The organism is Streptomyces pseudoechinosporeus, from assembly GCF_054783935.1.
In genome coordinates, this window is the sequence record NZ_BAAGPS010000004.1 from 354054 (window position 1) to 380046 (window position 25993).

Below are 25993 nucleotides of genomic sequence, written 5' to 3' on the forward strand. Positions count from 1 at the left end.
GTGCGTACGCTCTGCGCTTCGACGCTGATCGGTGAGGTCTTCGTCATCGGCTTCGCCGGCCTTGTCGCCATGAAGGATCCCGATCTGTCCATGACCACGGTCTGGACGGTGAGTGGCGTCGCGATGCTGCTGTGCGTGCTGCTGTGCGGGATGGTGACGCGGCCGGGGGGTGTTCAGCTGGGCTGGGCCCTGCAGATCGCGCTGATCGCGTCCGGGTTCGTCGTGCCGACGATGTTCCTCTTGGGGGCGATCTTTGCCGCGCTGTGGTGGGCCTCGGTCCATTACGGGCGGAAGGTGGATGAGGCGAAGGCGCGGTTTGCTGCGCAGGCTGAGCAGGGGCACAAGGCGGCGTAGTCGCCTGCGGGGGGGCTTTTTCCCCAGCCCCGCCCCTTCCCGAAACTGGGGGCTGCGCCCCCAGGCCCCCTTGAGGGGTCGTGCTTCGGCTGCGGGCCGGTCGTGGCTGGTCGCGCAGTTCCCCGCGCCCCTGAAGGGGCGCAGCCCCCACGTATGCCCTGTAATCTCAGTGATCCGCACATCTGTTGTCGAAGGAGTTCCCACGTGAGCCAGCGCACCCTCGTCCTTCTCAAGCCCGATGCGGTTCGTCGTGGCCTGACCGGCGAGATCATCAGCCGTATCGAGCGCAAGGCCGGCTGGCAGATCACCGCGCTGGAGTTGCGGAACCTGGATCAGGAGACCCTGGAGCTCCACTACGGCGAGCACAAGGGCAAGCCCTTCTACGAGCCGCTGGTCGCCTTTATGGCCTCCGGTCCCGTGGTCGCTCTGGTCGTCGAGGGGGAGCGGGTCATCGAGGGGGTACGCGCGCTCGCGGGGCCGACGGACCCCATCGCGGCGGCGCCCGGTTCCATCCGCGGGGACTTCGGCGTGATCGTCCGCGAGAACCTGATCCACGCCTCGGACTCCGAGGAGTCCGCCGAGCGCGAACTGAAGATCTTCTTCCCCGGCCTGACCTGATCAGACTGACCTGATCAGCCGGACCTGATCAGCCGGACCTGATCAGCCGGACCTGATCACCGCCCGACCGCGTTCCCCCGCGACACGGCGGCCACCCACCCGGCGTACATGAAGATTTTCTGACGCTGCGTCAATCCAGAGTCGTATCTGGCCAGGCCCTGCCGCAAAAAAGCGGCCAGGGCCTGGCATATGCGTGCCGATCGGGGGAACGCATGGCCCCATTGGCTCGTCTCCACAAGCGAGGCGGCACATCATCTGCTGACAATGGCGAAGACCCTCGCGCGGTGTTCGGTGCAGGCGAGACTACGATGGAAGCCTTCACGTCACAGCGCTCACCCTCGCCGACCTAACAAGCCATCAAAAGCTCCACTTGGGAAGGCCAGACGAATCCTGATGGGGAACTCAATGTCGTTCATCGGCCGTGACATGGCTGTCGACCTCGGGACCGCCAACACGCTGGTGTACGTCAGGGGTCGAGGGATCGTACTCAATGAGCCGTCCGTCGTCGCGATCAACACCAACACCGGTGGCATCCTCGCGGTCGGTGCCGAAGCGAAGAAGATGATCGGCCGGACCCCCGGCAACATCGTCGCTGTGCGCCCGCTGAAGGACGGTGTCATCGCCGACTTCGAGATCACCGAGCGGATGCTCCGCTACTTCATTCTGAAGATCCACAAGCGGAGGTATCTCGCCCGTCCTCGGGTTGTCGTCTGTGTCCCCTCCGGGATCACGGGCGTCGAGCGGCGCGCCGTCATCGAGGCTTCCTCGCAGGCCGGTGCGCGCCAGGTGCACATCATCGAGGAGCCGATGGCCGCGGCCATCGGCTCCGGACTGCCGGTCCACGAGGCCACGGGCAACATGGTGGTGGACATCGGCGGCGGCACCACCGAGGTCGCGGTCATCTCGCTCGGCGGAATTGTCACGGCGCAGTCCATCCGCGTCGCGGGCGACGAGTTGGACAACGCGATCATCCAGCACATCAAGAAGGAGTACTCGCTCCTCCTCGGTGAGCGAACGGCCGAGCAGATCAAGATCACGATCGGCTCGGCCTACGACCTCGACGATGACCAGCACACCGAAATCCGCGGCCGGGACCTCGTCTCCGGTCTGCCGAAGACCGTCGTCATCTCCGCCGCCGAAGTACGGAAGGCCATAGAAGAGCCGGTCAACGCGATCGTCGACGCGGTCAAGACGACCCTCGACAAGTGTCCTCCGGAGCTCTCCGGTGACGTCATGGACCGCGGGATCGTCCTTACGGGTGGCGGTGCGCTGCTGCGCGGGCTCGACGAGCGGCTGCGGCGCGAGACCGGTATGCCGATCCATATCGCCGAGGATCCGCTGGACAGCGTGGCGCTCGGTTCCGGCAAGTGCGTAGAGGAGTTCGAGGCGCTCCAGCAGGTGCTGGACGCCCAGCCCCGCAGATGACGTAACTCTTCGATTCCGCCGTACGAGACGATCTCTTCTCGTGCGGCGGAGCGTTGATATAGAGACATAAGCTCCCCCATAGCGCCCCGGCCTCGGGGAGCCCCACACGAATCCGACGAGGAAGGCACGGCCGCCGCACGTGAGGGACACACGAGAGAGCCGGCTGCTCCTGGTGCTGCTGATCGCCATCGCGTTCGCTTTGATCACGGTGGATATCCGCGGCGGCGAGGACTCACCCGTCGACGGGGCCCGCTCGGCCGCCGCCACGGTCTTCGGCCCGATCGAGAACGGGGTGTCCTCCGCGGTCGACCCCGTCGGCAACGCGATCGCAGCGATCCGCGACTCCGGCGACCGGCACGACCGTATCGCCCAACTGGAGCGGGACAACGCCGCGTTGAAGGCGGAGCTGGGCAGCGACGACCGTAACCGCAGCCGGCTCAAGCAGCTCGACAAGATCCTGAAGACGGCGGGCGCCGGGCAGTACGGCATCAAGGGCGCCGAAGTCATCGCGATAGGAGCGGCCCAGGGTTTCTCCTGGACCGTCACCATCGACGTCGGCGCGAACGACGGCATCCAGCGCGACATGACTGTCCTGAACGGGGACGGTCTCGTCGGGCGGGTGACGACTGTCGGGCCCAACACCGCCACCGTGCTCCTCGCCAGCGACCCGGACTTCACGGTCGGTACGCGTATGGAGTCCACCGACGAACTCGGCTTCGCCTCCGGCCAGGGCGACCGGCCGCTGCGCGTGGAGATGCTCAACGGCAAGGCCAAGATCAAGAAGGGGGACCGCCTGGTCACCTTCGGCTCCCAGGCCGACAAGCCGTTCGTGCCCGGCGTACCCGTCGGTGTCGTCTCCCGCGTCGACCCCTCCGGCGGCGATCTGACCCGCACCATCTACGTCGAGCCGTACGTCGGCTTCAGCAAGCTCGACGTCGTCGGCGTCGTCACCAAGGCCCCGCCCAGGGACCCGCGCGACCAGGTGCTCCCGCCCAAACCCAAGCCGACCCCCAGGCCGACGGTGACCGTGACGGTCACCCCGTCGGCCGAGGTGCCCGCCGACGGCCTGCCCCAAGAGCAGCAAGAGCAGTAGGAGCTGAACCCGCATGCGCTTCAACCGAATGCTGCTCTCCACCACCCTGGTGATCGTCGCCCTGGTGATCCAGGTGACCATCCTCGCCCGCCTCCAACTCCCGGGCGCCGTACCGGACTTGCTGCTGCTCACCGTGCTCGGCCTAGCCCTGGTGTACGGCCACGTCGGCGGCGCCCTCGTCGGCTTCGGCGCCGGACTGCTCGCCGACCTCGCGCCACCCGCCGACCATGCCGCCGGGCGCTACGCGCTCGTACTGTGCGTCATCGGCTACCTCGCGGGGCTCGCCAAGCCCGACAAGGGCCAGATCAGATCCGCGACCGGTCCGATGGTCGTGGTCGTCGCCTCGGCGATCGGGTCCACGCTGCTGTACGCGGGAGTCGGGGCCCTCGTCGGTGACACCGCCGCGCGTCATGTGGGCCTGGGCAGCCTGCTGTTCACGGCCGCGCTGTACGACCTGCTGCTCGCGCCCTTCGTGGTGCCCGGGATCATGTATCTGGCCCGCCGCGCCGACAACGACCCCCTCGCCGAGACCACCACCTCCGCCAAGACCGATGTCTCCACGGGCTGGCTGTCCTCCGGCACGGGCGGGCGCCTCGGCGGTCAGCGCGGCGGCCTGCGCCTGGGCGGTCAGCGCACCGGCCTGCGCATGAAGTCCACGAAGTCGCGCATCGCCCGCGCGGGACGCATCAAGGGGGTCAAGCGGCTGTGAGCGCATGGAAGTTGGCGGGCCCCGGGTCTCACAGGTGCGTCGGATATGACACATACACACACTGAGAGGGGGAGGCAGCCGCAGTGACCAACATCCCCGAGACCGGCCGGACCCCACGGGTCCAGATCCGGCTCATCATCATCCAGATCCTCGTCTTCTCCCTCCTCGCCACCCTCGGCGGGCGCCTCTGGTACCTCCAGATCCGCGAGGGCGACGCCTACGCCAAGGAGGCGTCCGGCAACCACGTCCAACAGGTCGTCAGCCCTGCCGTACGCGGCTCGATCCTCGACGCGCGCGGTGTGCCGATCGCCGACAACGAGACACGGCTCGTGGTCTCCGCCTCCCGTACCGATCTGCTGAAGATGAAGGACGACGGCGAGGCGGTACTCACCAAACTCGCCGACGTGCTGGGTCTGAAGCCCAAGGACGTCATGGACAAGGTGCGGCTGTGCGACTCCGAGACGCCGCAGCCGTGCTGGAACGGCTCGCCCTACCAGCCGATCCCCATCACCGACGAGGCCACGCCCAAGCAGGCCCTCCAGATCCGCGAACGCTCCGAGGACTTCCCCGGTATCACCGCCGAACCCCAGGCCGTACGCCGTTACGCGGCCCCCGGTGAGGCCAACACCGCGCAGGTCCTCGGCTATCTCTCGCCCGTCACGGACGAGGAGATCACCAAGGCCGAGCACACCAACTCCCCGTACCTGCGCTCCGACATGGTCGGCCGCTCCGGCCTTGAGCGCCAGTACGACCAGCAGTTGCGCGGCAAGGCCGGCGTCACCCGCTACGAGGTCGACAACCTCGGCCGCGTCATGGGCGAGGCCAAGAGCGACCCGGCCGAGCCCGGCGCGAACCTCGTCACCAGCATCGACGCCCGGGTCCAGCGCGTCGCCGAGTACGAGCTGCAAAAGGCGATGAAGGAAGCCCGCAAGGAGTTCGACGACAACACCGGCACGAACTACAAGGCGGACTCCGGTGCCGTCGTGGTGATGGAGTCCAAGACGGGCCGCATCGTCTCCATGGCGTCCAACCCGTCGTACGACCCGAACGCCTGGGTCGGCGGCATCTCCGGCAAGGACTACGCCAAGCTCACCGGCAAGAAGTCCAACTACCCACTGCTGAACCGGGCGATTCAGGGCCAGTCCGCCCCCGGCTCCGTCTTCAAGGTCATCCCGACGGCCGCCGCGATCAAGGCCGGCTACTCCTTCGACGGCCCGTACGAGTGCTCCAGCTCGTACTCCATCGGCAGCCAGGTCTTCAAGAACTTCGAGTCCAAGGGGTACGGCCCGATCTCGCTGGGCCGCGCGCTCGAGGTCTCCTGCGACACCGTCTTCTACCGGCTCTCCCACGAGGAGTGGAAGCGGGACGGCGGCAACAAGCCGAAGAAGAACGCCAACGACTGGTTCTACAGGACGGCCCACCAGTTCGGCCTCGGCAAGGAGACCGGCATCGACCTGCCGAACGAGGTCACCGGGCGCGTCCCCGACCGCCAGTGGAAGCAGGACTACTGGAAGGCCAACAAGGACTCCTGGTGCAAGACCGGCAAGAAGAACGGCGACTACGCCGAGCGCATCGCGTACGAGAACTGCCTCGAAGGCAACAGGCTGCGCGCCGGTGACTCCGTCAACTACTCCATCGGCCAGGGCGACACCCTCGTCACCCCGATCCAGATGGCCACCATCTACTCGGCGATCTCCAACGGCGGCACCATGTACGACCCGACCGTCGGCAAGGCGATCGTCAGCGCCGACGGCAAGAGCGTCCAGGAGATCGCCCCGAAGCCGCACGGCAAACTGCCGATGTCGAAGCAGACGCTCGGCGAGATAGACGAAGCCCTCGAGGGAGTCGCCACCCGCGGTACGGCCGCCTGGCGTTTCGCCGATGCCGGCTGGCCGCAGGACAAGATCCCGATGCACGCCAAGACGGGTACTGCCGAGGTCTACGGCAAGCAGACCACCTCGTGGTTCACCACGTACACCGACGAATACACGGTCGTCATGACCATCTCCCAGGGTGGTACGGGCTCCGGCGCCTCCGGCCCCGCCGTGCGCAACATCTACGACGCGCTGTACGGCGTCTCCGACGACGGCAAGATCGACAAGAAGAAGGCCCTGCTGCCCAAGCCGCAGAAGAGCCTGCCGAAGATCCAGCCGGACGGTTCGATCGACGCCCCGAAGATCAAGAAATACGTGCCGCAGGAGGAAGCCACCCAGGAGAGCCCGCAGCCGGCGACCGGTGACGACCCGGCCGCCACCGTGCCCTCCCCGAACACCGGCAACAACCGCGACACCCGACGGCGCGCCGATCGCTCCAGGAAGAGGCGGAGGACCACCGAATGACCGGCGCGAACGGCTTCTCCGTCTCCGGCTACGGGCCCGAACGCTCCGTCTGGGCCCGGCTGTTCGCCCGCGACTCGCTGGCGCGCCGGCTCGACTGGCCGATACTGCTCTCGGCCATCACCCTGTCCATGATCGGCGCGGCCCTCGTCTACTCGGCGACCCGCAACCGCACCGAACTCAACCAGGGCGACCCGTACTACTTCCTGGTCCGGCACCTGCTCAACACGGGCATCGGCTTCGCCCTGATGATCGGCACGGTCTGGCTCGGCCATCGCACACTGCGTACGGCCGTGCCGATCCTCTACGGCCTCTCGGTGTTCCTGATCCTGCTGGTGCTGACCCCGCTCGGCGCCACGATCAACGGCTCCCACGCGTGGATCAAGCTGCCCGGCGGATTCTCGCTCCAGCCCTCGGAGTTCGTGAAGATCACGATCATCCTCGGCATGGCGATGCTCCTCGCGGCCAGAGTCGACGCCGGCGACAAGCCCTACCCCGACCACCGCACGGTCCTGCAAGCCCTGGGCCTGGCCACCGTCCCGATACTGATCGTCCTGCTCATGCCCGACCTCGGCTCGGTCATGGTCATGGTGATCATCGTGCTCGGCGTACTGCTCGCCTCCGGCGCCTCCAACCGCTGGGTGCTCGGCCTCATCGGCACGGGCGCCGCCGGCGCGATCGCGGTCTGGCAGCTCAAGATCCTCGACGAGTACCAGATCAACCGCTTCGCCGCCTTCGCCAACCCCGAGCTCGACCCGGCAGGCGTCGGCTACAACACCAACCAGGCCCGCATCGCGATCGGTTCGGGCGGACTCTTCGGCACCGGGCTCGGCAACGGCTCGCAGACCACCGGCCAGTTCGTCCCCGAACAGCAGACGGACTTCGTCTTCACGGTCGCGGGCGAGGAGCTGGGCTTCCTCGGCGCCGGCCTGATCATCCTGCTGCTGGGCATCGTCCTGTGGCGCGCCTGCCGCATCGCCCGCGAGACGACCGAGCTGTACGGCACGATCGTCGCCGCCGGGATCATCGCCTGGTTCGCGTTCCAGTCCTTCGAGAACGTGGGCATGACGCTGGGGATCATGCCGGTGGCCGGGCTGCCGCTGCCCTTCGTGTCGTACGGGGGGTCGTCGATGTTCGCGGTGTGGGTGGCTGTGGGGTTGTTGCAGTCGATCAGGGTGCAGCGGCCGATGTCAGCGTAGACAGAGAGCGCGTAGGCGGGGATCGCGTCGGCAGGGCTGTTGCTGGGGCAAGCGCGAAGTAACGCCCAGAAGAACGTTAAATGCGTCTCAGATGGCGAGCGGGTGCCTTTTGGGGGCTGCCCCCGATGCGGAATCGTGACTAGATTCAGTTCATGGCGGACACAAAGCGGGAGATCGAGCGTAAGTACGAAGCCGGTGAGAGTGCGGGACTTCCCGACCTGACCGGCGTGAGCGGCGTGAGCGGCGTCATCGACAAGGGCGTCGCCGAACTCGACGCGACCTACTACGACACGGCCGACCAGCGGCTCGCCGCGGCGTCCGTCACGCTGCGCCGCCGTACCGGAGGCGATGACGCGGGCTGGCATCTGAAGCTGCCGGTCTCCGACGGCGTACGCGACGAGATCCGCGCCCCACTGTCCGACGCCCTGCCCCGCGGCCTGACCGGACTCGTCCGCTCCCGGGTACGTGACGCCGAACTGCTCCCCGTCGTACGGCTCCAGTCCGCGCGCGACGTCCGCCACCTCGTCGACGCCTCCGGCGGACTGCTCGCCGAGGTCAGCGTCGACCGCGTACGCGCCGAGCGGCTCAGCGGCGGCGACGGCAGCACCGACTGGACCGAGATCGAGGTGGAGCTGGCCGACGACGGCGACCCCGCCTTCCTCGACAAGGTCGAGAAGAAGCTCCGCAAAGCCGGGATCAGCCGCTCCAAGTCCGCGTCCAAACTGGCCAGAGCGCTGGCGGAGACCGGGAAAGCCGGGCCGGCCGAGCAGACCAGGCCGACCGGTCGCAAGAAGCCCAAGGCCGCCGCCAAGGCCATCGTCACCAAGGAGCCCGAGCCGCTCACCGCGGGCGACCACGTCCTCGCGTACGTACGCGCCCAGCGCGACGCGCTCATCGAACTCGACCCGGCCGTACGACGCGACGTATTCGACTCCGTGCACCGGATGCGCGTCGCCACCCGTCGGCTGCGCAGCAGCTTCCGCTCGTACGGCAAGGTCCTGGACCGGGCCGTCACCGACCCGATCGGCGACGAACTCAAGTGGCTGGCCGGGGAGTTGGGCGTCGACCGCGACCAGGAAGTGCTGACCGAGCGGCTGACCGCGGCCCTCGACGAGCTGCCGCGCACTCTGGTCACCGGTCCCGTCCGCACCCGCCTGCGCACCTGGACGCACGCCCGGCGCGGCGGATCGCGCCGCCGGCTGATCGCGGTCCTCGACGGCAAGCGGTACCTCGACCTGCTCGCCACCCTCGACTCCCTGGTCGCCGAACCGCCGCTCCTCAAGGCAGCCGCGGGCCCGCCCGACCGGGCGATCGGCAAGGCCGTCCGCGGCGACTTCGCCAAGCTGTCCGCCCTGGTCGTCCAGGCCATCGACACACCGCCCGGCACGGACCGCGACCTCGCGATCCACGAGGCCCGCAAGAAGGCCAAGCGCACCCGGTACGCGGCGGAGGCCGCCACCAAGGCGCTCGGCGAACCTGCCGTCGACCTGGTCAAGTCGATGAAGTCCCTCCAGGGCCTTCTCGGCGACCACCAGGACAGCGTCATGACCCGCCTCGCCCTGCGTGACCTCGCCACCCAGGCCCACGCGGCGGGCGAGAACTCCTTCACGTACGGCGTGCTGTACGGCAGGGAGGAGCAGCGGGCGGCGGACGTCGAGCGGGCGCTGCCGGAAGCCTGGGGGACGATCTTCGCTGCGGCCGGGGGGCTCCTGGGAACGCGTTAGTCTTGAGGGTCCCCCTGTCAGCTCACGAAGGTCCCCACCACGATGTCTGTCGAGTCGGTCTTCCCACAACTCGAGGCCCTGCTGCCGCATGTGCAGAAGCCGATCCAGTACGTAGGCGGTGAGCTCAACTCCACCGTCAAGGCCTGGGACAGCTGTGACGTCCGCTGGGCGCTCATGTACCCCGACGCGTACGAGGTCGGACTGCCCAACCAGGGCGTGCAGATCCTCTACGAGGTGCTCAACGAGCGCGAGGGCGTGCTCGCCGAGCGCACGTACAGCGTGTGGCCGGACCTCGAGGAGCTGATGCGGGAGCACGGCGTCCCGCAGTTCACGGTGGACAGCCACCGGCCGGTTCGCGCCTTCGACGTGCTCGGGCTCAGCTTCTCCACGGAGCTCGGCTACACCAACATGCTGACGGCCCTGGACCTCGCCGGGATCCCCCTGGAGTCCAAGGACCGGACGGTGGACGACCCGATCGTCCTGGCCGGCGGCCACGCCGCCTTCAACCCCGAGCCGATCGCCGACTTCCTCGACGCGGCGATCATCGGCGACGGCGAGCAGGCCGTGCTCGACATGACGGAGATCATCCGCGCCTGGAAGGCGGAGGGGCGGCCGGGCGGCCGCGAGGAGGTCCTGTTCCGCCTCGCGAAGACCGGCAGCATCTACATCCCCGCGTTCTACGACGTGGAGTACCTGCCGGACGGCCGTATCGGACGTGTCGTACCCAACAAGTCCGGTGTCCCGTGGCGGGTGTCCAAGCACACGGTCATGGACCTGGACGAATGGCCGTACCCGAAGCAGCCCCTCGTCCCGCTCGCGGAGACGGTCCATGAGCGCATGTCGGTGGAGATCTTCCGCGGCTGCACGCGCGGCTGCCGCTTCTGCCAGGCCGGCATGATCACGCGCCCGGTGCGCGAGCGCTCCATCACGGGCATCGGTGAGATGGTCGACAAGGGCCTGAAGGCGACGGGCTTCGAGGAGGTCGGCCTGCTCTCCCTCTCCTCCGCCGACCACTCGGAGATCGGCGACATCGCGAAGGGCCTGGCGGACCGGTACGAGGAGGACAAGGTCGGCCTCTCGCTGCCCTCCACCCGGGTCGACGCCTTCAACATCGACCTGGCCAACGAACTCACTCGTAACGGCCGCAGGTCGGGCCTGACCTTCGCGCCCGAAGGCGGTTCGGAGCGCATCCGCAAGGTCATCAACAAGATGGTCTCGGAAGAGGACCTGATCAGGACGGTCTCGACGGCGTACGGCAACGGCTGGCGCCAGGTGAAGCTGTACTTCATGTGCGGCCTGCCGACGGAGACCGACGACGACGTCCTCCAGATCGCCGACATGGCGACCCGCGTGATCCAGAAGGGCCGCGAGGTCTCGGGCCAGAACGACATCCGCTGCACGGTGTCCATCGGCGGCTTCGTCCCCAAGCCCCACACCCCCTTCCAGTGGGCCCCACAACTGTCGGCCGAGGAGACGGACGCCCGTCTCGCGAAGCTCCGCGACAAGATCCGCGGCGACAAGAAGTACGGCCGCTCCATCGGCTTCCGCTACCACGACGGCAAGCCCGGCATCGTCGAGGGCCTGCTCTCGCGCGGCGACCGCCGCATCGGCGCCGTCATCCGCGCCGTCTACGAGGACGGCGGCCGCTTCGACGGCTGGCGCGAGCACTTCTCGTACGACCGCTGGATGCAGTGCGCCGACAAGACACTGCCCGCGTACGGCGTGGACGTCGACTGGTACACCACCCGCGAGCGTACGTACGAGGAGGTCCTCCCCTGGGACCACCTGGACTCCGGCCTCGACAAGGACTGGCTCTGGGAGGACTGGCAGGACGCCCTCGACGAGACGGAGGTCGAGGACTGCCGGTGGACGCCTTGTTTTGACTGCGGAGTATGCCCCGCCATGGACACGACAATTCAAGTCGGGCCGACGGGCAAGAAGTTGCTGCCGCTGACGGTGGTCAAGTAGGACGAGGCGAGGGCCCGGCCGCCGGCGAAAATGCCGTGGCCGGGCCCTCGTGCGTCGCGGCACAATGAGCCGATGCCGCAGCTCATCAGTCCTGATCCCCGTTTCCGTACGTCGTTCCTGGCAGCGGTTCAGGAGAATCTCGCCGAGGGCGAGTATTTCGGTGACACCCTCAAGCGGGAGCTCGCCGTGTACGGCGACAGCTGGTATGAGCCGGACGGGTTCGCGCGCTATGTCGCCGCGATCCGCGAGGAGGAGCTGGAGGAGGGGCGCCGGCCCGAGGGGTACGTGCCGGGCAGTTGGTACTGGTACGTGGACGGCGAGACCTATCTCGGCCGGATCCAGGTACGCCACCGTCTGACGCCCCACCTTCGCGACTACGGCGGCCACATCGGCTACGGCGTACGGCCCACCGCGCGCCGGAAGGGTTACGCCACCGCCATGCTGCGCGACGTTCTGCCGTACGCGCGTGCCCTCGGGCTCGACCGGGTGCTCGTCACCTGTGACACCACCAATGTCGGTTCCCGCAAGGTCATCGAGGCCAATGGTGGAGAGTTCGAGGACGAGCGGGACGGAAAGTTGAGGTTCTGGATCCATACGGGGCGCTGACGCGTCTCCGTCGGCATGGACCTGGAGAAGCCGCCGCCCGCGGCGCCTGAGACACGGCCGTACGAGACGAAGCAGCAGGACGCGGCGCCCGAGGGGTGCCTCGCGGTCGCGATCCGTATACCCGTGCGGATCGTGGTGCTCGTGCTGGTCGTGCCGGTGCGGATGGTGTGGGACGCGCTGGTGGTCGGTGGGCGTTTCCTCAGGGACACGGTGTTCCGGCCGCTGGGGCGGGCGGTCATGTGGGTGCTCGAGCCTGTCGGGCGGGCGGTTGTGTGGCTGGTCGAGGGAGTTGTGCTCGTCCTCGGGTGGCTGGCCAAGCTGGTGTTCGTGTGGCCTTGGGTGGGGCTGTGGCGGTATGTGGTCGTGCCCGTCGGCCGAGGGCTGGGGTGGCTCGGGCATGTGCTGTTCGTCGTGCCGGGTGTGTGGTTGTACGCGCGGGTGCTGACGCCCTTCGGGCACGGGATCGTGGCGGCGCTGCGGGGGGTCGGGGCCGGTTGCGCCTGGTTGTGGCGGGTGCTGGTGGTCGTTCCGGCGGGCTGGCTGTACGCGCGGGTGCTCGCGCCGAGCGGGCGGGGGATCGCCTGGGTGGCACGGGGTGTCGCGGCCGGGGTGGCGTGGTTGGCGCTGACGCTGTGGGCGGGGATCGCCTGGGTCGGCCTGGGGGTGTGGGCCGGGGTGACGTGGGTGTGCCGCGGGGTGTGGGCGGGCGTGACGTGGGTCTGTCGCGGGGTCTGGGCCGGTGTCGTGTGGGTCGCTCGTGGTGTGTGGGCCGTTGTGGCATGGATCGGTGGGGGTCTCTGGGCCGGTGTGACCTGGGTCGGGCGTGGGGTCTGGGTGGGGGTCACCTGGGTTGCGGGGGTGGTCGGGACCTTGCTGCGGTGGGTCTTCGTCGTGCCCGCCGTCGCGCTGTGGCGCTGGGTGTTCGTGCCGGTCGGGCGGGCGATCGCCGTCGTCGCGCGCGAGATCGGCGCGGCGATCGGGCACGCGTGGCGGGTCGCCGGGTATGTGTCGCTCGCCGTGGGGCGGTTCCTCGGGCGGCTCTTCCGGTGGATCTTCGTGGAACCGGTGCGGTGGGCGTACAAGAGCGTGCTCACGCCCGTCGGACACCTCGTACGGGACGCGATCTGGCGGCCCGCCGCCGAGGCCGCGCGCAGTGTGGGGCGCGCTGCCCGGCAGGCCCTGACCAGCGCTCGTGAGAGTGCGCGGCAGACCCGGGCCGACATCCGGCGGATGCTCTTCGGGGCGCCGCCGGAACCCGAGCCGGTGTCCTTGTCCAAGGGACTCCGGGAACCCACGGTGCCCGCTGCGCGTACTCTGGGTGGTAGGTTCGGACGCGACGACCTGTCCCCGCCGACGCGGGGGTGATCCGGATCGGGGGGACGCCGGAGGGCGTCGTCCGCCACCGTTCCCGCCCACGCGGGAGCGACGAGGTCCACCGCACGTCCACGAGGTGGCGCAGTACGTACCGCCTCACAGCGAGGAGAAGAACCACTGGGCAAGCGACAGCCCGAAGGCCCGCCGCCCGCACCCGCGGTGCAGCGCATCCGACTGCGCTACACCAAGCGCGGCCGCCTCCGGTTCACCAGCCACCGTGACTTCCAGCGCGCCTTCGAGCGTGCGCTGCGCCGCGCCGAGGTGCCGATGGCGTACTCGGCGGGGTTCACCCCGCACCCGAAGGTGTCGTACGCCAATGCCGCACCCACCGGCACGGGCAGCGAGGCCGAGTACCTGGAGATCGCGCTCACCGAAGCGCGCGATCCCGAGAAGCTGCGTGCGCTCCTCGACGAGTCGCTGCCCGCCGGGCTCGACATCGTCGACGCGGTCGAGGCCCGTACGTCGGGTCTCGCCGACCGGCTCACGGCCTCCGTCTGGGAGCTGCGCCTCGACGGCGTGGCACCCGCGGATGCCGAGCGCGCGGTCGACGCCTTCAAGGAGGCCGAGACCGTCGAGGTCCAGCGCAAGATGAAGAACGGCATGCGCACCTTCGACGCCCGCGCCGCGGTCGCGAGCCTGGAGGCGCACAGTGCCCGTACCGAGACGGACAGTTCACAGCCCGATAGGCCGACCGACCAGCCCTGTGCGATACTGCGGCTGGTTGTTCGGCACGTGACGCCTGCCGTACGACCCGACGACGTCCTGTCCGGTCTCCGAGCTGTGGCCGACCTGGCGCCGCCGGTCCCCGCAGCGGTGACCAGGCTGGCGCAGGGGCTTTTCGATGAAGAGACCGGCACGGTGACCGACCCGCTCGCGCCCGACCGCGAGGCAGTGGCAGCCGCCCCACTCATGGCCGCAGCCACCGCCGCCGCGAAGGCGCCGGCGTAAGGAAGGTCCCGCGTAAGGACGGACGTCGTAGCGCCGCCCTCGTACTCGGGAGCCACCTGGGTCGGGCAGCGCACCGACCACAAGACTTTCGCCAGGCCGTACGCAACACGGCGTACGGAACCGGCGAGACAGAACACAGAGAGCTCCCGTGCGGCGCCCGCGCCCCGGACGGCGGCACCGCGCATCGCGCGAGCCGCGGACGTCACCGGTACAGCCGGACCAGGTGCGGCGCCCGGGAGCCTGACGGGAGATCCACCCGCATGCTCGAGCCGAACGAACCCGCTGAGGGTCCCGAGAACAACACCCCCAGCGACACCTTGCCGCCGCGCCGTCGCCGCGCCGCGTCCCGCCCCGCGGGGCCGCCCGCGGCGACGTCCGAGACCGTGGCCGAGACCACGGCACCGGCCATACCGCCGGTGAGCTCCGCCGATCTCGCGGCGGAGGAGCCGGAGGAGATCGCGGCGACCGCTGAGACGGTGGCTGCTGAGGAGACGGCGACCTCTGAGACGGTCGTTGCGCAGGAGACGGCGGTGGCGCCAGAGGCGGTCGCCGTCGATGAGACGGCAGCCACCGCTGCGGCTGCTGCTGTTGCTCCGGCTGCGGAGGAGTCCGTGCCGGCCGAGACCACTGCGCCCGCTGAGGCCGCTGCCGCCGCTTCGGCCGTGGAGGAGCCTGCCGGGCGTACGCGTCGTCGTGCGACGCGTCGTGCCTCCGCTCCCGCCGGTGCGCCCGAGGCCGCCGAGGCGACGGAGGTCGTGGTGACCGCGTCCGCTGCCGCGTCGGGCGGCGACATCGCGGTGCCCGAGACGAGCGCTGTTGCCGCCGAGGCCCCGGCTGCCGAGGAGCCCGCGGCCAAGACCGCCGCCTCCGCGGCTGCCGAAGCGGAACCTGCCGTCGGTGAGGCCGCGCCTGCCGGACGTACGCGTCGGCGCGCCACGCGTCGTGTCTCCGCTCCCGAGACCGACGCGGTGGCCGATGGTGGGGCCCCCGCGCCCGCCGCCGAGACCGTACAGACCACCACCGAGCCCGCCGCCGTAGTCGAGCCGGAGCAGACCACCGAGACCGAGGACATCGCCCCGCGCCGTGCACGCCGTCGCGCCACACGTCGCGCCGTCGCGCCCGCCGGTGCGCCAGAGGCCGCCGAGGCGGAGCCCACCGCCGAGGCCGCTGTCCGTGACGAGCGCAGGGAGGCCCCTGTGGCCGCTGCCGAGACCGACCAGACCACCACCCCCGAGCCGGAGGCCACAGCCGAGGACGCCGCCCCGCGTCGTACGCGGCGTCGTGCGACCCGTAAGACCGCCGCCGCGGGCTTCGCCGAGCCCGCGCCCAGGGCCGCCGAGGAGCCGCAGGCCGAGGAGGAAGAGACCGCGCAGCGGCCCGCGCGGCCCGCAGTCGCCGTCTTCCAGGCGCCCGTGTTCACCGAGCCGATGTTCCAGACGCCGGAGCGCGCGGCAGCCGCCGCCGCTGCCGAGGTCGAGGAGGAGGACGTCACCGAGACGGCGGCCCCGGAGCCGGTCGAGCCCGTCGAGTCCGTCGAGGAGGAGGCCGGTCCGCGTCGGCGCCGTCGTCGTCGGGGTGCGGCTGAGGAGCCCGCCGAGGCTCCCGAGGCCGAGGAGTCCGCCGAGGAAGAGGGCGACGAGACCGAGGAGACCGGCTCGCGTCGTCGGCGCCGTCGTGGTGGCCGTAGGCGTCGCCGGGGCGAGAACGCCGAGACCGACGGCGAGGCCTCGGAGAGCGAGGAGACCGCTGCCGAGCAGGCCGCCCAGGACGCCGAGGACGCCGCCGAGCAGGCCGAAGAGGACGCTCAGGAGGAGCGCGAGGAGTCCGGCGGCTCCGCCAGCAGCCGTCGCCGCCGGCGCCGTCGGCGTCGTGCCGGTGACGCGCCCGTCGACGCCGAGCCGGGCGACGGCGACCCGGAGCGTACGGTCGTCAAGGTCCGCGAACCCCGCAAGAAGGACGAGCCCGGTACCGGCGTGGACGAGGTGCAGTCCATCAAGGGCTCGACCCGTCTGGAGGCCAAGAAGCAGCGCCGCCGCGAAGGCCGCGAGCAGGGCCGCCGCCGGGTGCCGATCATCACCGAGGCCGAGTTCCTGGCCCGCCGCGAGGCCGTCGAGCGCGTGATGGTGGTCCGGCAGAACGGCGACCGTACGCAGATCGGCGTACTCGAGGACAACGTGCTCGTGGAGCACTACGTCAACAAGGAGCAGGCGACCTCGTACGTCGGCAACGTCTACCTGGGCAAGGTCCAGAACGTACTGCCGTCGATGGAGGCCGCCTTCATCGACATCGGCAAGGGGCGCAACGCCGTCCTGTACGCCGGTGAGGTCAACTTCGAGGCGCTGGGCATGGCCAACGGCCCGCGGCGTATCGAGACCGCCCTCAAGTCCGGCCAGTCGGTCCTCGTGCAGGTCACGAAGGACCCGATCGGGCACAAGGGCGCGCGTCTGACCAGCCAGGTCTCGCTGCCGGGCCGCTACCTCGTGTACGTCCCCGAGGGCTCCATGACGGGGATCAGCCGCAAGCTCCCGGACACCGAGCGGGCCCGCCTGAAGACCATCCTCAAGAAGATCGTTCCCGAGGACGCGGGCGTCATCGTGCGCACCGCCGCCGAGGGCGCGAGCGAGGACGAGCTGCGCCGTGACGTCGAGCGGCTGCAGGCGCAGTGGGAGGACATCCAGAAGAAGGCGAAGAGCGGCAACGCCCCGAGCCTGCTGTACGGCGAGCCGGACATGACCGTCCGCGTCGTCCGCGACATCTTCAACGAGGACTTCACCAAGGTCATCGTCAGCGGTGACGAGGCGTGGGAGACCATCCACGGGTACGTCGCCCATGTCGCGCCCGACCTGGCCGACCGCCTGTCCCGGTGGACCTCCGAGGTCGACGTCTTCGCGACGTACCGGATCGACGAGCAGCTCGCCAAGGCGCTCGACCGTAAGGTCTGGCTGCCGAGCGGTGGCTCGCTGGTGATCGACAAGACCGAAGCGATGATCGTGATCGACGTCAACACCGGCAAGTTCACCGGTCAGGGCGGCAACCTCGAAGAGACCGTGACCAGGAACAACCTGGAGGCGGCCGAGGAGATCGTGCGCCAGCTGCGGCTGCGTGACCTGGGCGGCATCGTCGTCATCGACTTCATCGACATGGTCCTGGAGTCCAACCGGGACCTGGTGCTGCGGCGCCTCCTCGAGTGCCTGGGACGCGACCGTACGAAGCACCAGGTCGCCGAGGTGACCTCGCTGGGTCTCGTCCAGATGACGCGGAAGCGCGTGGGCCAGGGGCTGCTCGAGTCGTTCTCCGAGACCTGCGTCCACTGCAACGGCCGTGGCGTCATCGTGCACATGGAGCAGCCGACTGCTGTCGGCGGCGGTGGCAAGCGCAAGAAGCGTGCGCGTGCGGGTGCTGAGACCGTGCCCGAGCAGATCCCTGCCGCGATCGCCGAGGCCGTCGAGACCGCCGAGGAGGAGGCCGAGACCGAGGCGGAGATCGTCGCCGAGGTCGCCGCGCCCGTCGCGCTGGCCGAGCCCCCCGCGGCGGAGCCGCTGACGGACGCTTTCGTACCGGACGAGGATCTGTACAGCAGCGCCGCCGAGGCGGAGGCCGCGGCTACCCGGGGCGGCCGTTCGCGGCGGCGGGCCAGTCGGCGTGCGTCGGCACCGGCGGGTGCGCCGCGCCCCGAGTCCCGTAGGCCCGAGCGCAGGGCAGAGGCCGAGGTTCCGACGGCGCAGACCGTGACCGCCGAGGACGAGGCCGAGCGTCCCGTACAGCCGGAGCCGGCCGCCGTCGCGCACGCGGAGCCCATGGCAGCCGAGGACCCGGTGGTCGAGGCCCCGGCCGTCGAGGAGGCCGCGCCCAAGGGGCGTACGCGTCGTCGGGCGACCCGCAAGGTCTCCGCGCCGGCCGGTTCGCCGAAGGCGGCGGAGGAGGTCGTGGTGACGGTCACCGAGCCGGTCGCGGCACCCGTAGCTGAGCCGCAGCCCGAGCCGGTCGCCGAGCAGCGGCCGGAGCCGGTTGCCGAGAGCGCGGCCCCGGTGCGCCCGCGCCGCCGTGCGGTCCGGATGGCCACCGCGCCCACCGCCCCGGAGGAGACGGCCGTCGTGGTCGTCCCGTCGGCCCCGGCGGAGGAACCTGCCGAGGCCCCGGCCACGGAAGCCGAGTACACCGAGGACGCCGTCGCGGCTCCGGCCAAGAAGACGGCCCGTAAGACGGCCAAGAAGTCGACGGCGAAGAAGGCCGCCGCGAAGAAGACGGTGGCCAAGAAGGCGGCCGTCAAGAAGGCCACGGCCAAGAAGGCGACCGCGAAGAAGGCCGCGACGAAGAAGACCGCGGCGGCGGAGCAGACCCCGTCGTCGTCCACCGTCACGGCCGCCACCGACGAGGACTGAACCGCCTCGACCGACACCCCGACGCCCTCTGACCGGCAGATAACTCGCCGGTCAGAGGGCGTCGGCGTACTCGAAGCCGGTCAGCCGGCAACGTGCCGTGCGGACGGCCCGGGACCGCCCCGGGGCCCGGTTTGACCCCGCTGGTCAGGGCCCCGTAACCTTGACCCTCGGCGTGTCCACAGACGCGCCGCATTCCCGTAAACCTCTTCCTCCCGGTGGCTCGCGCCCCGGGAGAGGCCGTCTGCTTCTGTCGGCGGCTGGACTGCGGGGATTCCGAATCGAGCGAGAGAGAGATCCGCGTGTACGCCATCGTGCGCAGCGGTGGTCGACAGCACAAGGTTGCTGTCGGCGACACCGTTGAGGTTGACAAGATTCCCACGGCCAACGTCGGCGACACGGTCGAGCTCTCGACCCTGCTCGTTGTCGACGGTGACGCCGTCACCAGCGACCCGTGGGTGCTCGCCGGCATCAAGGTCCAGGCCGAGGTCGTGGACCACCACAAGGGCGCGAAGATCGACATCCTTCGCTACAAGAACAAGACCGGCTACCGCCGTCGTCAGGGCCACCGCCAGCAGTACACGGCGATCAAGGTCACTGAGATCCCCGCGGCTGCGAAGTAAGGGACTGAGGAGAGATGGCACACAAGAAGGGCGCATCGTCCACCCGGAACGGTCGCGACTCCAACGCTCAGCGGCTCGGCGTGAAGCGCTTCGGCGGTCAGGTCGTCAACGCCGGTGAGATCCTGGTCCGCCAGCGCGGCACCCACTTCCACCCCGGCAGCGGCGTCGGCCGCGGCAAGGACGACACGCTGTTCGCCCTTGACGCCGGTGCGGTCGAGTTCGGTACGCGCCGTGGCCGCAAGGTCGTGAACATCGTTCCGGTCGCCTGACCGGATCTTTCGCGAGGCGGACCTCACTTCCCGTACGGGAAGCGGGTCCGCCTTTCGCGTGTTCCAACTGAGCAGAGATTTCTCAGCGGAGATTTCTGCGCCAGAAAACGCAGAGATTTCCGTACGTAACTGGAGGCACATCCCATGACCACCTTCGTGGACCGCGTCGAGCTGCACGTCGCCGCGGGTAGCGGAGGCCACGGCTGTGCCTCCGTCCATCGCGAGAAGTTCAAGCCGCTGGGCGGGCCGGACGGCGGCAACGGCGGCCGCGGCGGTGACGTGATCCTGGTCGTCGACCAGTCCGTCACCACGCTCCTCGACTACCACCACTCGCCGCACCGCAAGGCCACCAACGGCAAGCCCGGTGAGGGCGGCAACCGTTCCGGCAAGGACGGCCAGGACCTGATCCTGCCGGTGCCGAACGGCACGGTCGTACTGGACAAGGCGGGCAACGTACTCGCGGACCTGGTCGGACACGGCACGGCGTACGTGGCCGCACAGGGCGGGCGCGGCGGTCTCGGGAACGCGGCGCTGGCCTCGGCCCGGCGCAAGGCGCCCGGGTTCGCGCTGCTGGGTGTGCCTGGTGACATGCAGGACATCGTCCTGGAGCTGAAAACGGTCGCGGACGTGGCGCTCGTCGGCTACCCGAGTGCGGGCAAGTCGTCCCTGATCGCGGCCATGTCCGCCGCCCGACCGAAGATCGCGGACTACCCGTTCACGACACTCGTCCCCAACCTGGGGGTGGTGACGGCGGGCGACACGGTCTACACGATCGCGGACGTGCCGGGCCTGATTCCCGGGGCGAGCCAGGGGAAGGGGCTGGGCCTTGAGTTCCTGCGCCATGTCGAGCGGTGCTCGGTCCTGGTCCACGTACTCGACACCGCCACGCTCGAATCGGACCGTGACCCGATGTCCGACCTCGACCTGATCGAGGCGGAGCTGAGGCAGTACGGCGGCCTCGACGACCGCCCGCGCATCGTCCTCCTCAACAAGATCGACGTCCCCGACGGCAAGGATCTGGCGGAGATGATCCGCCCGGACCTTCAGGCGCGGGGCTACCGGGTCTTCGAGGCGTCGGCGGTGGCGCACACCGGCCTCAAGGAGCTGTCGTACGCCCTTGCCGACCTGGTGGCGAAGGCCCGTGCGGCGAAGCCGCAGGAGGAGGCGACCCGGATCGTCATCCGTCCGAAGGCCGTGGACGACGCGGGCTTCACGGTCGTACGCGAGGAGGACGGGCTGTTCCGCGTTCGCGGCGAGAAGCCCGAACGCTGGGTCCGCCAGACCGACTTCAGCAACGACGAGGCCGTCGGCTACCTCGCCGACCGCCTCAACCGCCTCGGCGTCGAGGACGAGCTGATGAAGGCAGGAGCCCGCACGGGCGACGGCGTCGCCATCGGCCCCGAGGAGAACGCCGTCGTCTTCGACTGGGAGCCCACGGTCATGGCCGGCGCGGAGATGCTCGGCCGCCGGGGCGAGGACCACCGCTTCGAGGCTCCGCGGCCCGCCGTCACGCGCCGCCGGGAGAAGCAGGCGGAGCGGGACGAGGCGGAGCGGGAGTACGGCGACTTCGAGCCGTTTTCCTCCGGAGGTTGAGCAGGGCGCCTACGGGGGTGGTGCCTCCGGCGGTTGGGCGGCTGCGGGTGCGTGGTGGTTGCTCGCGCCGTTCCCCGCGCCCCTTGGGTGGGTGGTGGGTCGGGGCCGTGGGCCGGTGCGTCAGCCCGTCGCAGGCCGGGCGTACGGCCCTTTGCTGGTACACGGTGCGGGTTCTCCGAGACCGAAGCTACGCGACGGGCATACGACGCACCGGCCCACGACCCCTCCCGCCGGAGGGCAAGTGCGGGTCGTTGGGGGTCCGGGCTTTCCCGGGGCCCGGGCTTGTCCGGGGCGCGGGAAAGCGCAGGCTTTTGCTTTTAGGGGCGCGGGGCTGTATCGATTTGCGGCTCCGCCGCGATGGGGGTCCCCCCGCTCGAGCGGAGCCGAGAGTGGGGGAGCGACCAGCCACAACGAACCCGCACCCAACAACAAACCCCACGCACCCTGGACCTCACCTGCCTAGCCGACGGCAGTCTCCTCCGCCTCGTTCGGGTCCTGAGCCGTCTCCTCGGCCGCCTCCTCGCGCGGCGAGGGAACGTCCGAGGACAGGCGCGACTCCATGCGCAGGCGGCGCTCGTCGGCCGCCGTGCACAGCGCGGAGATCGCGGCGTTGAAGCGGGCCAACGACGGCGGGTCCGAGGGCCCCAGCAGGTGTTCCTTGAGTTCGGCGCGGGCCGCCGTGAAGCGGTCCTTCTCCGGGTGGCGTACCGACTCCAAAAGCTCCGGGACGCCGTCCGCCGAGGGCGTGAGGATAACGCCCGCGGACACCGTGGGGAAGCCCGTGCGGAAGGCCTCCTCCGGCATCCCGGAGGTGTTGGCGACCGCGTACGGCTTCTCGCTCGAGAGCCAGTCGGAGACAACCGACGACACATCGCTGATCAGCAGGTCCGCCTGGTTGAAGCAGGCGAAGATCGCCGGACGCGCGTCCGTGATGATCTGGTGCTCCCACTCCGGGAAGGACGCCCAGTACGCCTTGTCCCAGGCCAGCGTGGCCTCGGCGATCGCCGCCTCACGGTCACCCCGCGGCGTCCCCTGGAGCAGCATGCGCTCCATCTCGTCCGCACCAGGCCGGAAGGCCGTCTTCGTCAGCTGGTCCAACTCGGCCGCCCGGCGCACCAGTTCGGCCGCGGCCTCCGCGTCCGGCCGGGAACCCGACCGCTTGGCGTTGGCCTCGCGGATCATCGCCATGATGCGCTCGTTCGCCGCCCCCGCACGCGGATCGACGGAACCTGTCATCGGGTGCGGCTTGTAGAGGAGCCGTACCCCCTCGTCCGCGAGCAGCTGCCGCACGATGTTCTCGCCGGCCAGCACCACCGAGGTGTTGCCGGGGTTCCCGTCCCAGCCCTCCCACGTGGGCGCGTACAGCACGGTCGTGTACGGATCGGTCGGCGGACCCGCGTACGGCCGGATCGGCGCGAGCTGCGGGCGGCCCACCTCCACGATGTCCTTGTCCTCGACGCCGACCTCCGCCAGCGCGTACCGCTCGCGGGCCGCGGGTCCTGCCACCCACACCTCGTCGTACGCCTTCGCGTACGGGTTGACGGAGGACAGCTTGTCGCTCTCGCCGTGATTGATGAACGCGTGCTTGATGGTGGGGATCCGCAGGACCTGCGAGGTCTTCGCGGCGTTGGCCGGGTGCAGCATCATCTTCAGCGTCGAGTTCTCCAGCGAGAACATCGTCGTGACCTTCGGGAAGCAGATGATCGGTACGTCCGTCGCGTCGATCTTCTGCACCATGAACCGCTCACGCAGCACGATCAGCGGCTTCGCGTCGATCGAGGAGAGCGTCGTCAGCCACATGTTCGCCTGGTACGCGGAGGTCGTACCGCCCGAGAAGTACATGCCGACCGTCGGCCGGTAGTCGGCGAGCCACTTGTCCACCCACTCCATGACCTTCTGCTCGCTCTTGGCGCGCTTCTTGGGCAGCAGCCAGGTGGCGAGGTACGCCGTGCCGCCGCCGACCAGCGCGAGGGCGACGCCGACACCGATACCGCCCCAGTACCCGTCCGTGGTGGCCGCCGTGATCAGCAGGCCGGCCGTCGTCGGGATGGAGAAGGTCAGCAGCCGGTGCCCCTGACGGCGGGCCAGGATGCGCGGCGGTGCGGCGGTCAGATGCAGGGCGGACGCGTCGATGTTGCGGGTGACGATCGGCAGCGTACGGGTGCGGCGGACCAGGACCGCGGCGGCCTGGCAGGCGAAGTGCAGGGCGTAGAAGGCGCACAGGGCGACCAGGAGCGGCGCGTGCTCGCTCGCCGGGTCGACGCCGTCGATCCGCAGGAGCCCCACCATGACCAGCATGTCGCGTAGCAACTGACGGACCGTTACATCGAAGCGGACCTTGCCCAGCAGCGTGAGCAGCCCGGGACTGCGGTACTGCAGATATACGTCGAGGGCGAGGCCCGCCGCGCTCGCGGCGATGAGCACCGGGACGTTCGGCAGCAGCGCGGAGACGATCTGGGCCGTGAAGAGCACGAACATCGACAGCAGCGCGGCAAACTGCGTGGCGCGGCGGGGGTTGAGGCCTGCGGAAGGCACGGGCTGGGCTCCTGCGAAGGGATACGGCGGATGAGGGGAAGCAACGGGTTCGGTCGGCCGAACATAACGAGGCCGATCCCTGACCGTATGACCTGTGCGGCCCGCCAAGCAATCTTCCGGAGGAGCTATCGCTGGATATCGGATGAAACCACGGTGAACTTCTGGGGCGCATGTCACGCGTACGTCTCGCACCCGGCACGCGTCCGCCGTGTGCCCGCCGCACGTCCGCCCCTCGAAACGCGGCGGCGCCCCCTGCCCGTAATCACGTAGATTGCACGGACGGGGCTGGTCAGAACATTGGGGAAGAGCGTGTCAGCGGCAGGGCAGGCGAGGGCGGGGCAAGCGGTGAGGCACGGCGTGACGGACGCCCGCAGGGTCGTCGTCAAGGTGGGTTCCTCGTCCCTGACCACCGCGTCGGGAGGCCTCGACGCGGACCGGGTGGACGCCTTGGTGGACGTACTCGCCAAGTCCCGCAGCGGCGGGGAGAAAGAGATCGTCCTCGTCTCCTCCGGTGCCATCGCCGCCGGCCTCGCCCCGCTGGGCCTGCGCCGCCGCCCCAAGGACCTGGCCCGCCAGCAGGCCGCCGCCAGCGTCGGACAGGGCCTGCTCGTCGCCCGCTACAACGCCTCCTTCGCACGCTACGGCGTCCGCGTCGGCCAAGTCCTGCTCACCAGCGACGACATGAGCCGCCGCGCCCACCACCGCAACGCCCAGCGCACCCTCGACAAGCTCCTCGCCATGGGCGCCCTGCCCGTCGTCAACGAGAACGACACGGTCGCCACCGACGAGATCCGCTTCGGCGACAACGACCGGCTCGCCGCCCTCGTCGCCCATCTCGTACGCGCCGACCTGCTGGTCCTCCTCTCCGACGTGGACGGCGTCTACGACGGCGACCCCACCAGGCCCGGTACATCGCGGATCGCGGAGGTACGCACTCCGGCGGACCTCGCGCACGTCGAGATCGGCAGCGCGGGCCGGGCCGGCGTCGGCACCGGCGGCATGGTCACCAAGGTCGAGGCGGCCCGGATCGCGGCGGCGGCCGGCATCCCGGTCGTCCTCACCTCCGCCGTGCACGCCGCCGACGCCCTCGCAGGCCGGGACACCGGTACGCACTTCCACGCCACAGGCCGCCGCTCCGCCGACCGGCTGCTGTGGCTCCAGCACGCGTCCACTCCGCAGGGCGCGCTCACGCTCGACGACGGGGCCGTGCACGCGGTCGTCGAGCGCCGTAAGTCGCTGCTGCCCGCGGGCATCGCGGCGGTCGAGGGCGAGTTCACCGCTGGCGACCCCGTCGAGCTGCGCGACAGCACGGGCCGTGCGGTGGCGCGCGGCCTCGTCAACTTCGACGCCAAGGAGATACCGCAGCTGCTCGGCCGCTCCACCCGCGAGCTGGCCCGCGAGCTGGGTCCCGCGTACGAACGCGAGGTCGTACACAGGGACGATCTGGTGCTGCTGCACGCGTAAACGGCTGAAAGGGACGGCCTCCGCAGGGCTACGTTCGGCAAAACCGCCCCACGAAGCCGCCCCGCCTGCTCAACTTTGATTCAAGGAGCCCCCGGGATCCAGTGATGCAGCAACCCATGGCGAACCCATTGCGTAAAGGAGGCCGTCGTGAGACGAGTACGCCCCGGGGCGGCGTCCCGCGGTGGTGGCACCTCCCGCGCGGCCGGTGAGGAGCGCACCCTCACCAGCGTCGCGGCCGGAGACACGTACGAGGCCGAGGAACCGAAGGACCTGCCGCGCCTTTGGCACGTCACGCTGAGCGTCTCGGGCGACGAGGCCCCGCTGAACGACGTGCGGCGATCGCTCGAACAGCTCGCCCACGACCACCCCTTTCTGCTGACCAGCCGGTACGCCGGCGACCACGCGGAGATCCGCTACTGGGAAGAGGCCCGCGACCTGCACGACGCCGCGGCCGTCGCGCTGCGCCTGTGGGGCGAGCACCGGCAGACCGCGAAACTTCCGCCCTGGGAGATCGTCGGCCTGGAGGTCATCGACCGCGAGACCTACCACCACCGCATCGCCGAGGGCTACGGCCCCCAGCCCGCAACCCCGGTCGGCGTACACCCCTTCTAGTGCGCCTAAACCGGCGCCGCGCCCCCTTTTGCGCCTAAACCGGCGCCGCTCTCGCGGACCTGGTCGCGCGCCGTCTGGGTTCCTCAATTGATGGTTGCGGTGCGTGGGGGTGTTTTCGAGCCTGTCTCGGTTTCTGGGACAGCCGCTGGACGGCTCTGCGGCGA

The 25993-nt window shown here is 69.9% G+C and carries 19 protein-coding genes; 18 read left to right on the forward strand and 1 reads right to left on the reverse strand.

The genetic code is table 11. The features are described from left to right. The 16 genes from ACYVO6_RS06200 to obgE all read left to right on the forward strand — a co-directional run bounded on the left by ACYVO6_RS06200 (window position 1) and on the right by obgE (window position 21218). A complete protein-coding gene (locus tag ACYVO6_RS06200) occupies window positions 1-354 on the forward strand; it encodes a DUF4233 domain-containing protein (RefSeq protein WP_461058055.1) in 354 nt (117 codons plus the stop codon). Window positions 355-558: 204 nt separating this feature from the next. Continuing rightward, on the forward strand, window positions 559-972 hold the full coding sequence (gene ndk, locus ACYVO6_RS06205; RefSeq protein ID WP_033328051.1) for a nucleoside-diphosphate kinase: 414 nt from the start codon (window positions 559-561) through the stop codon (window positions 970-972). A gap of 405 nt (window positions 973-1377) precedes the next feature. Next, window positions 1378-2397 (forward strand): rod shape-determining protein, encoded by a 1020-nt coding sequence (locus tag ACYVO6_RS06210; RefSeq protein WP_361059281.1) that lies wholly within the window; start codon window positions 1378-1380, stop codon window positions 2395-2397. Between the two features lie 139 nt (window positions 2398-2536). Beyond that, complete coding sequence (gene mreC / locus ACYVO6_RS06215; RefSeq protein ID WP_461058058.1) at window positions 2537-3490, forward strand: rod shape-determining protein MreC; 954 nt, start codon at window positions 2537-2539, stop codon at window positions 3488-3490. A 13-nt stretch (window positions 3491-3503) separates the two neighbouring features. Beyond that, entirely contained in the window at window positions 3504-4199 is a 696-nt protein-coding gene (gene mreD / locus ACYVO6_RS06220) for a rod shape-determining protein MreD (protein WP_461058060.1), read from the forward strand. Between the two features lie 83 nt (window positions 4200-4282). After that, window positions 4283-6538, forward strand: a complete 2256-nt coding sequence (gene mrdA, locus ACYVO6_RS06225) for a penicillin-binding protein 2 (RefSeq protein WP_461058062.1) — start codon at window positions 4283-4285, stop codon at window positions 6536-6538. Then, complete coding sequence (gene rodA, locus ACYVO6_RS06230; RefSeq protein ID WP_461058064.1) at window positions 6535-7734, forward strand: rod shape-determining protein RodA; 1200 nt, start codon at window positions 6535-6537, stop codon at window positions 7732-7734. The genes mrdA and rodA overlap by 4 nt, the downstream gene beginning before the upstream one ends. Window positions 7735-7886: 152 nt before the next feature. Next, complete coding sequence (locus ACYVO6_RS06235) at window positions 7887-9458, forward strand: CYTH and CHAD domain-containing protein (protein ID WP_461058066.1); 1572 nt, start codon at window positions 7887-7889, stop codon at window positions 9456-9458. Between the two features lie 42 nt (window positions 9459-9500). Then, on the forward strand, window positions 9501-11426 hold the full coding sequence (locus ACYVO6_RS06240) for a TIGR03960 family B12-binding radical SAM protein (RefSeq protein ID WP_461058068.1): 1926 nt from the start codon (window positions 9501-9503) through the stop codon (window positions 11424-11426). 72 nt (window positions 11427-11498) lie between these two features. Continuing rightward, window positions 11499-12032, forward strand: a complete 534-nt coding sequence (locus ACYVO6_RS06245) for a GNAT family N-acetyltransferase (RefSeq protein ID WP_461058070.1) — start codon at window positions 11499-11501, stop codon at window positions 12030-12032. 15 nt (window positions 12033-12047) lie between these two features. Beyond that, on the forward strand, window positions 12048-13397 hold the full coding sequence (locus ACYVO6_RS06250; protein WP_461058072.1) for a hypothetical protein: 1350 nt from the start codon (window positions 12048-12050) through the stop codon (window positions 13395-13397). A gap of 168 nt (window positions 13398-13565) precedes the next feature. Continuing rightward, window positions 13566-14354: a TIGR03936 family radical SAM-associated protein gene (locus ACYVO6_RS06255; RefSeq protein ID WP_461058074.1), complete on the forward strand. Its 789-nt coding sequence runs from the start codon at window positions 13566-13568 to the stop codon at window positions 14352-14354. A 260-nt stretch (window positions 14355-14614) separates the two neighbouring features. Then, the gene (locus ACYVO6_RS06260) at window positions 14615-18736 is read left to right on the forward strand and encodes an Rne/Rng family ribonuclease (protein ID WP_461058076.1); all 4122 of its coding nucleotides are present in this window, start codon (window positions 14615-14617) and stop codon (window positions 18734-18736) included. Window positions 18737-19035: 299 nt separating this feature from the next. Beyond that, complete coding sequence (gene rplU, locus ACYVO6_RS06265) at window positions 19036-19356, forward strand: 50S ribosomal protein L21 (RefSeq protein ID WP_443231618.1); 321 nt, start codon at window positions 19036-19038, stop codon at window positions 19354-19356. A gap of 14 nt (window positions 19357-19370) precedes the next feature. Beyond that, window positions 19371-19625, forward strand: a complete 255-nt coding sequence (rpmA, locus tag ACYVO6_RS06270; protein WP_033328070.1) for a 50S ribosomal protein L27 — start codon at window positions 19371-19373, stop codon at window positions 19623-19625. 144 nt (window positions 19626-19769) lie between these two features. Next, the gene (obgE, locus tag ACYVO6_RS06275) at window positions 19770-21218 is read left to right on the forward strand and encodes a GTPase ObgE (RefSeq protein WP_461058079.1); all 1449 of its coding nucleotides are present in this window, start codon (window positions 19770-19772) and stop codon (window positions 21216-21218) included. 459 nt (window positions 21219-21677) lie between these two features. On the opposite strand, the gene ACYVO6_RS06280 is transcribed toward obgE, so the two are convergent. Continuing rightward, on the reverse strand, window positions 21678-23753 hold the full coding sequence (locus ACYVO6_RS06280) for a hypothetical protein (protein WP_461058081.1): 2076 nt from the start codon (window positions 23751-23753) through the stop codon (window positions 21678-21680). A gap of 357 nt (window positions 23754-24110) precedes the next feature. Here ACYVO6_RS06280 and proB point away from each other — a divergent pair, with 357 nt between their 5' ends. Together proB and ACYVO6_RS06290 are read left to right on the forward strand one after the other, a co-directional pair. Then, a complete protein-coding gene (proB, locus tag ACYVO6_RS06285) occupies window positions 24111-25217 on the forward strand; it encodes a glutamate 5-kinase (protein ID WP_461058083.1) in 1107 nt (368 codons plus the stop codon). Between the two features lie 147 nt (window positions 25218-25364). After that, window positions 25365-25829: a hypothetical protein gene (locus ACYVO6_RS06290; RefSeq protein ID WP_461058085.1), complete on the forward strand. Its 465-nt coding sequence runs from the start codon at window positions 25365-25367 to the stop codon at window positions 25827-25829. Window positions 25830-25993: the final 164 nt, after the last annotated feature.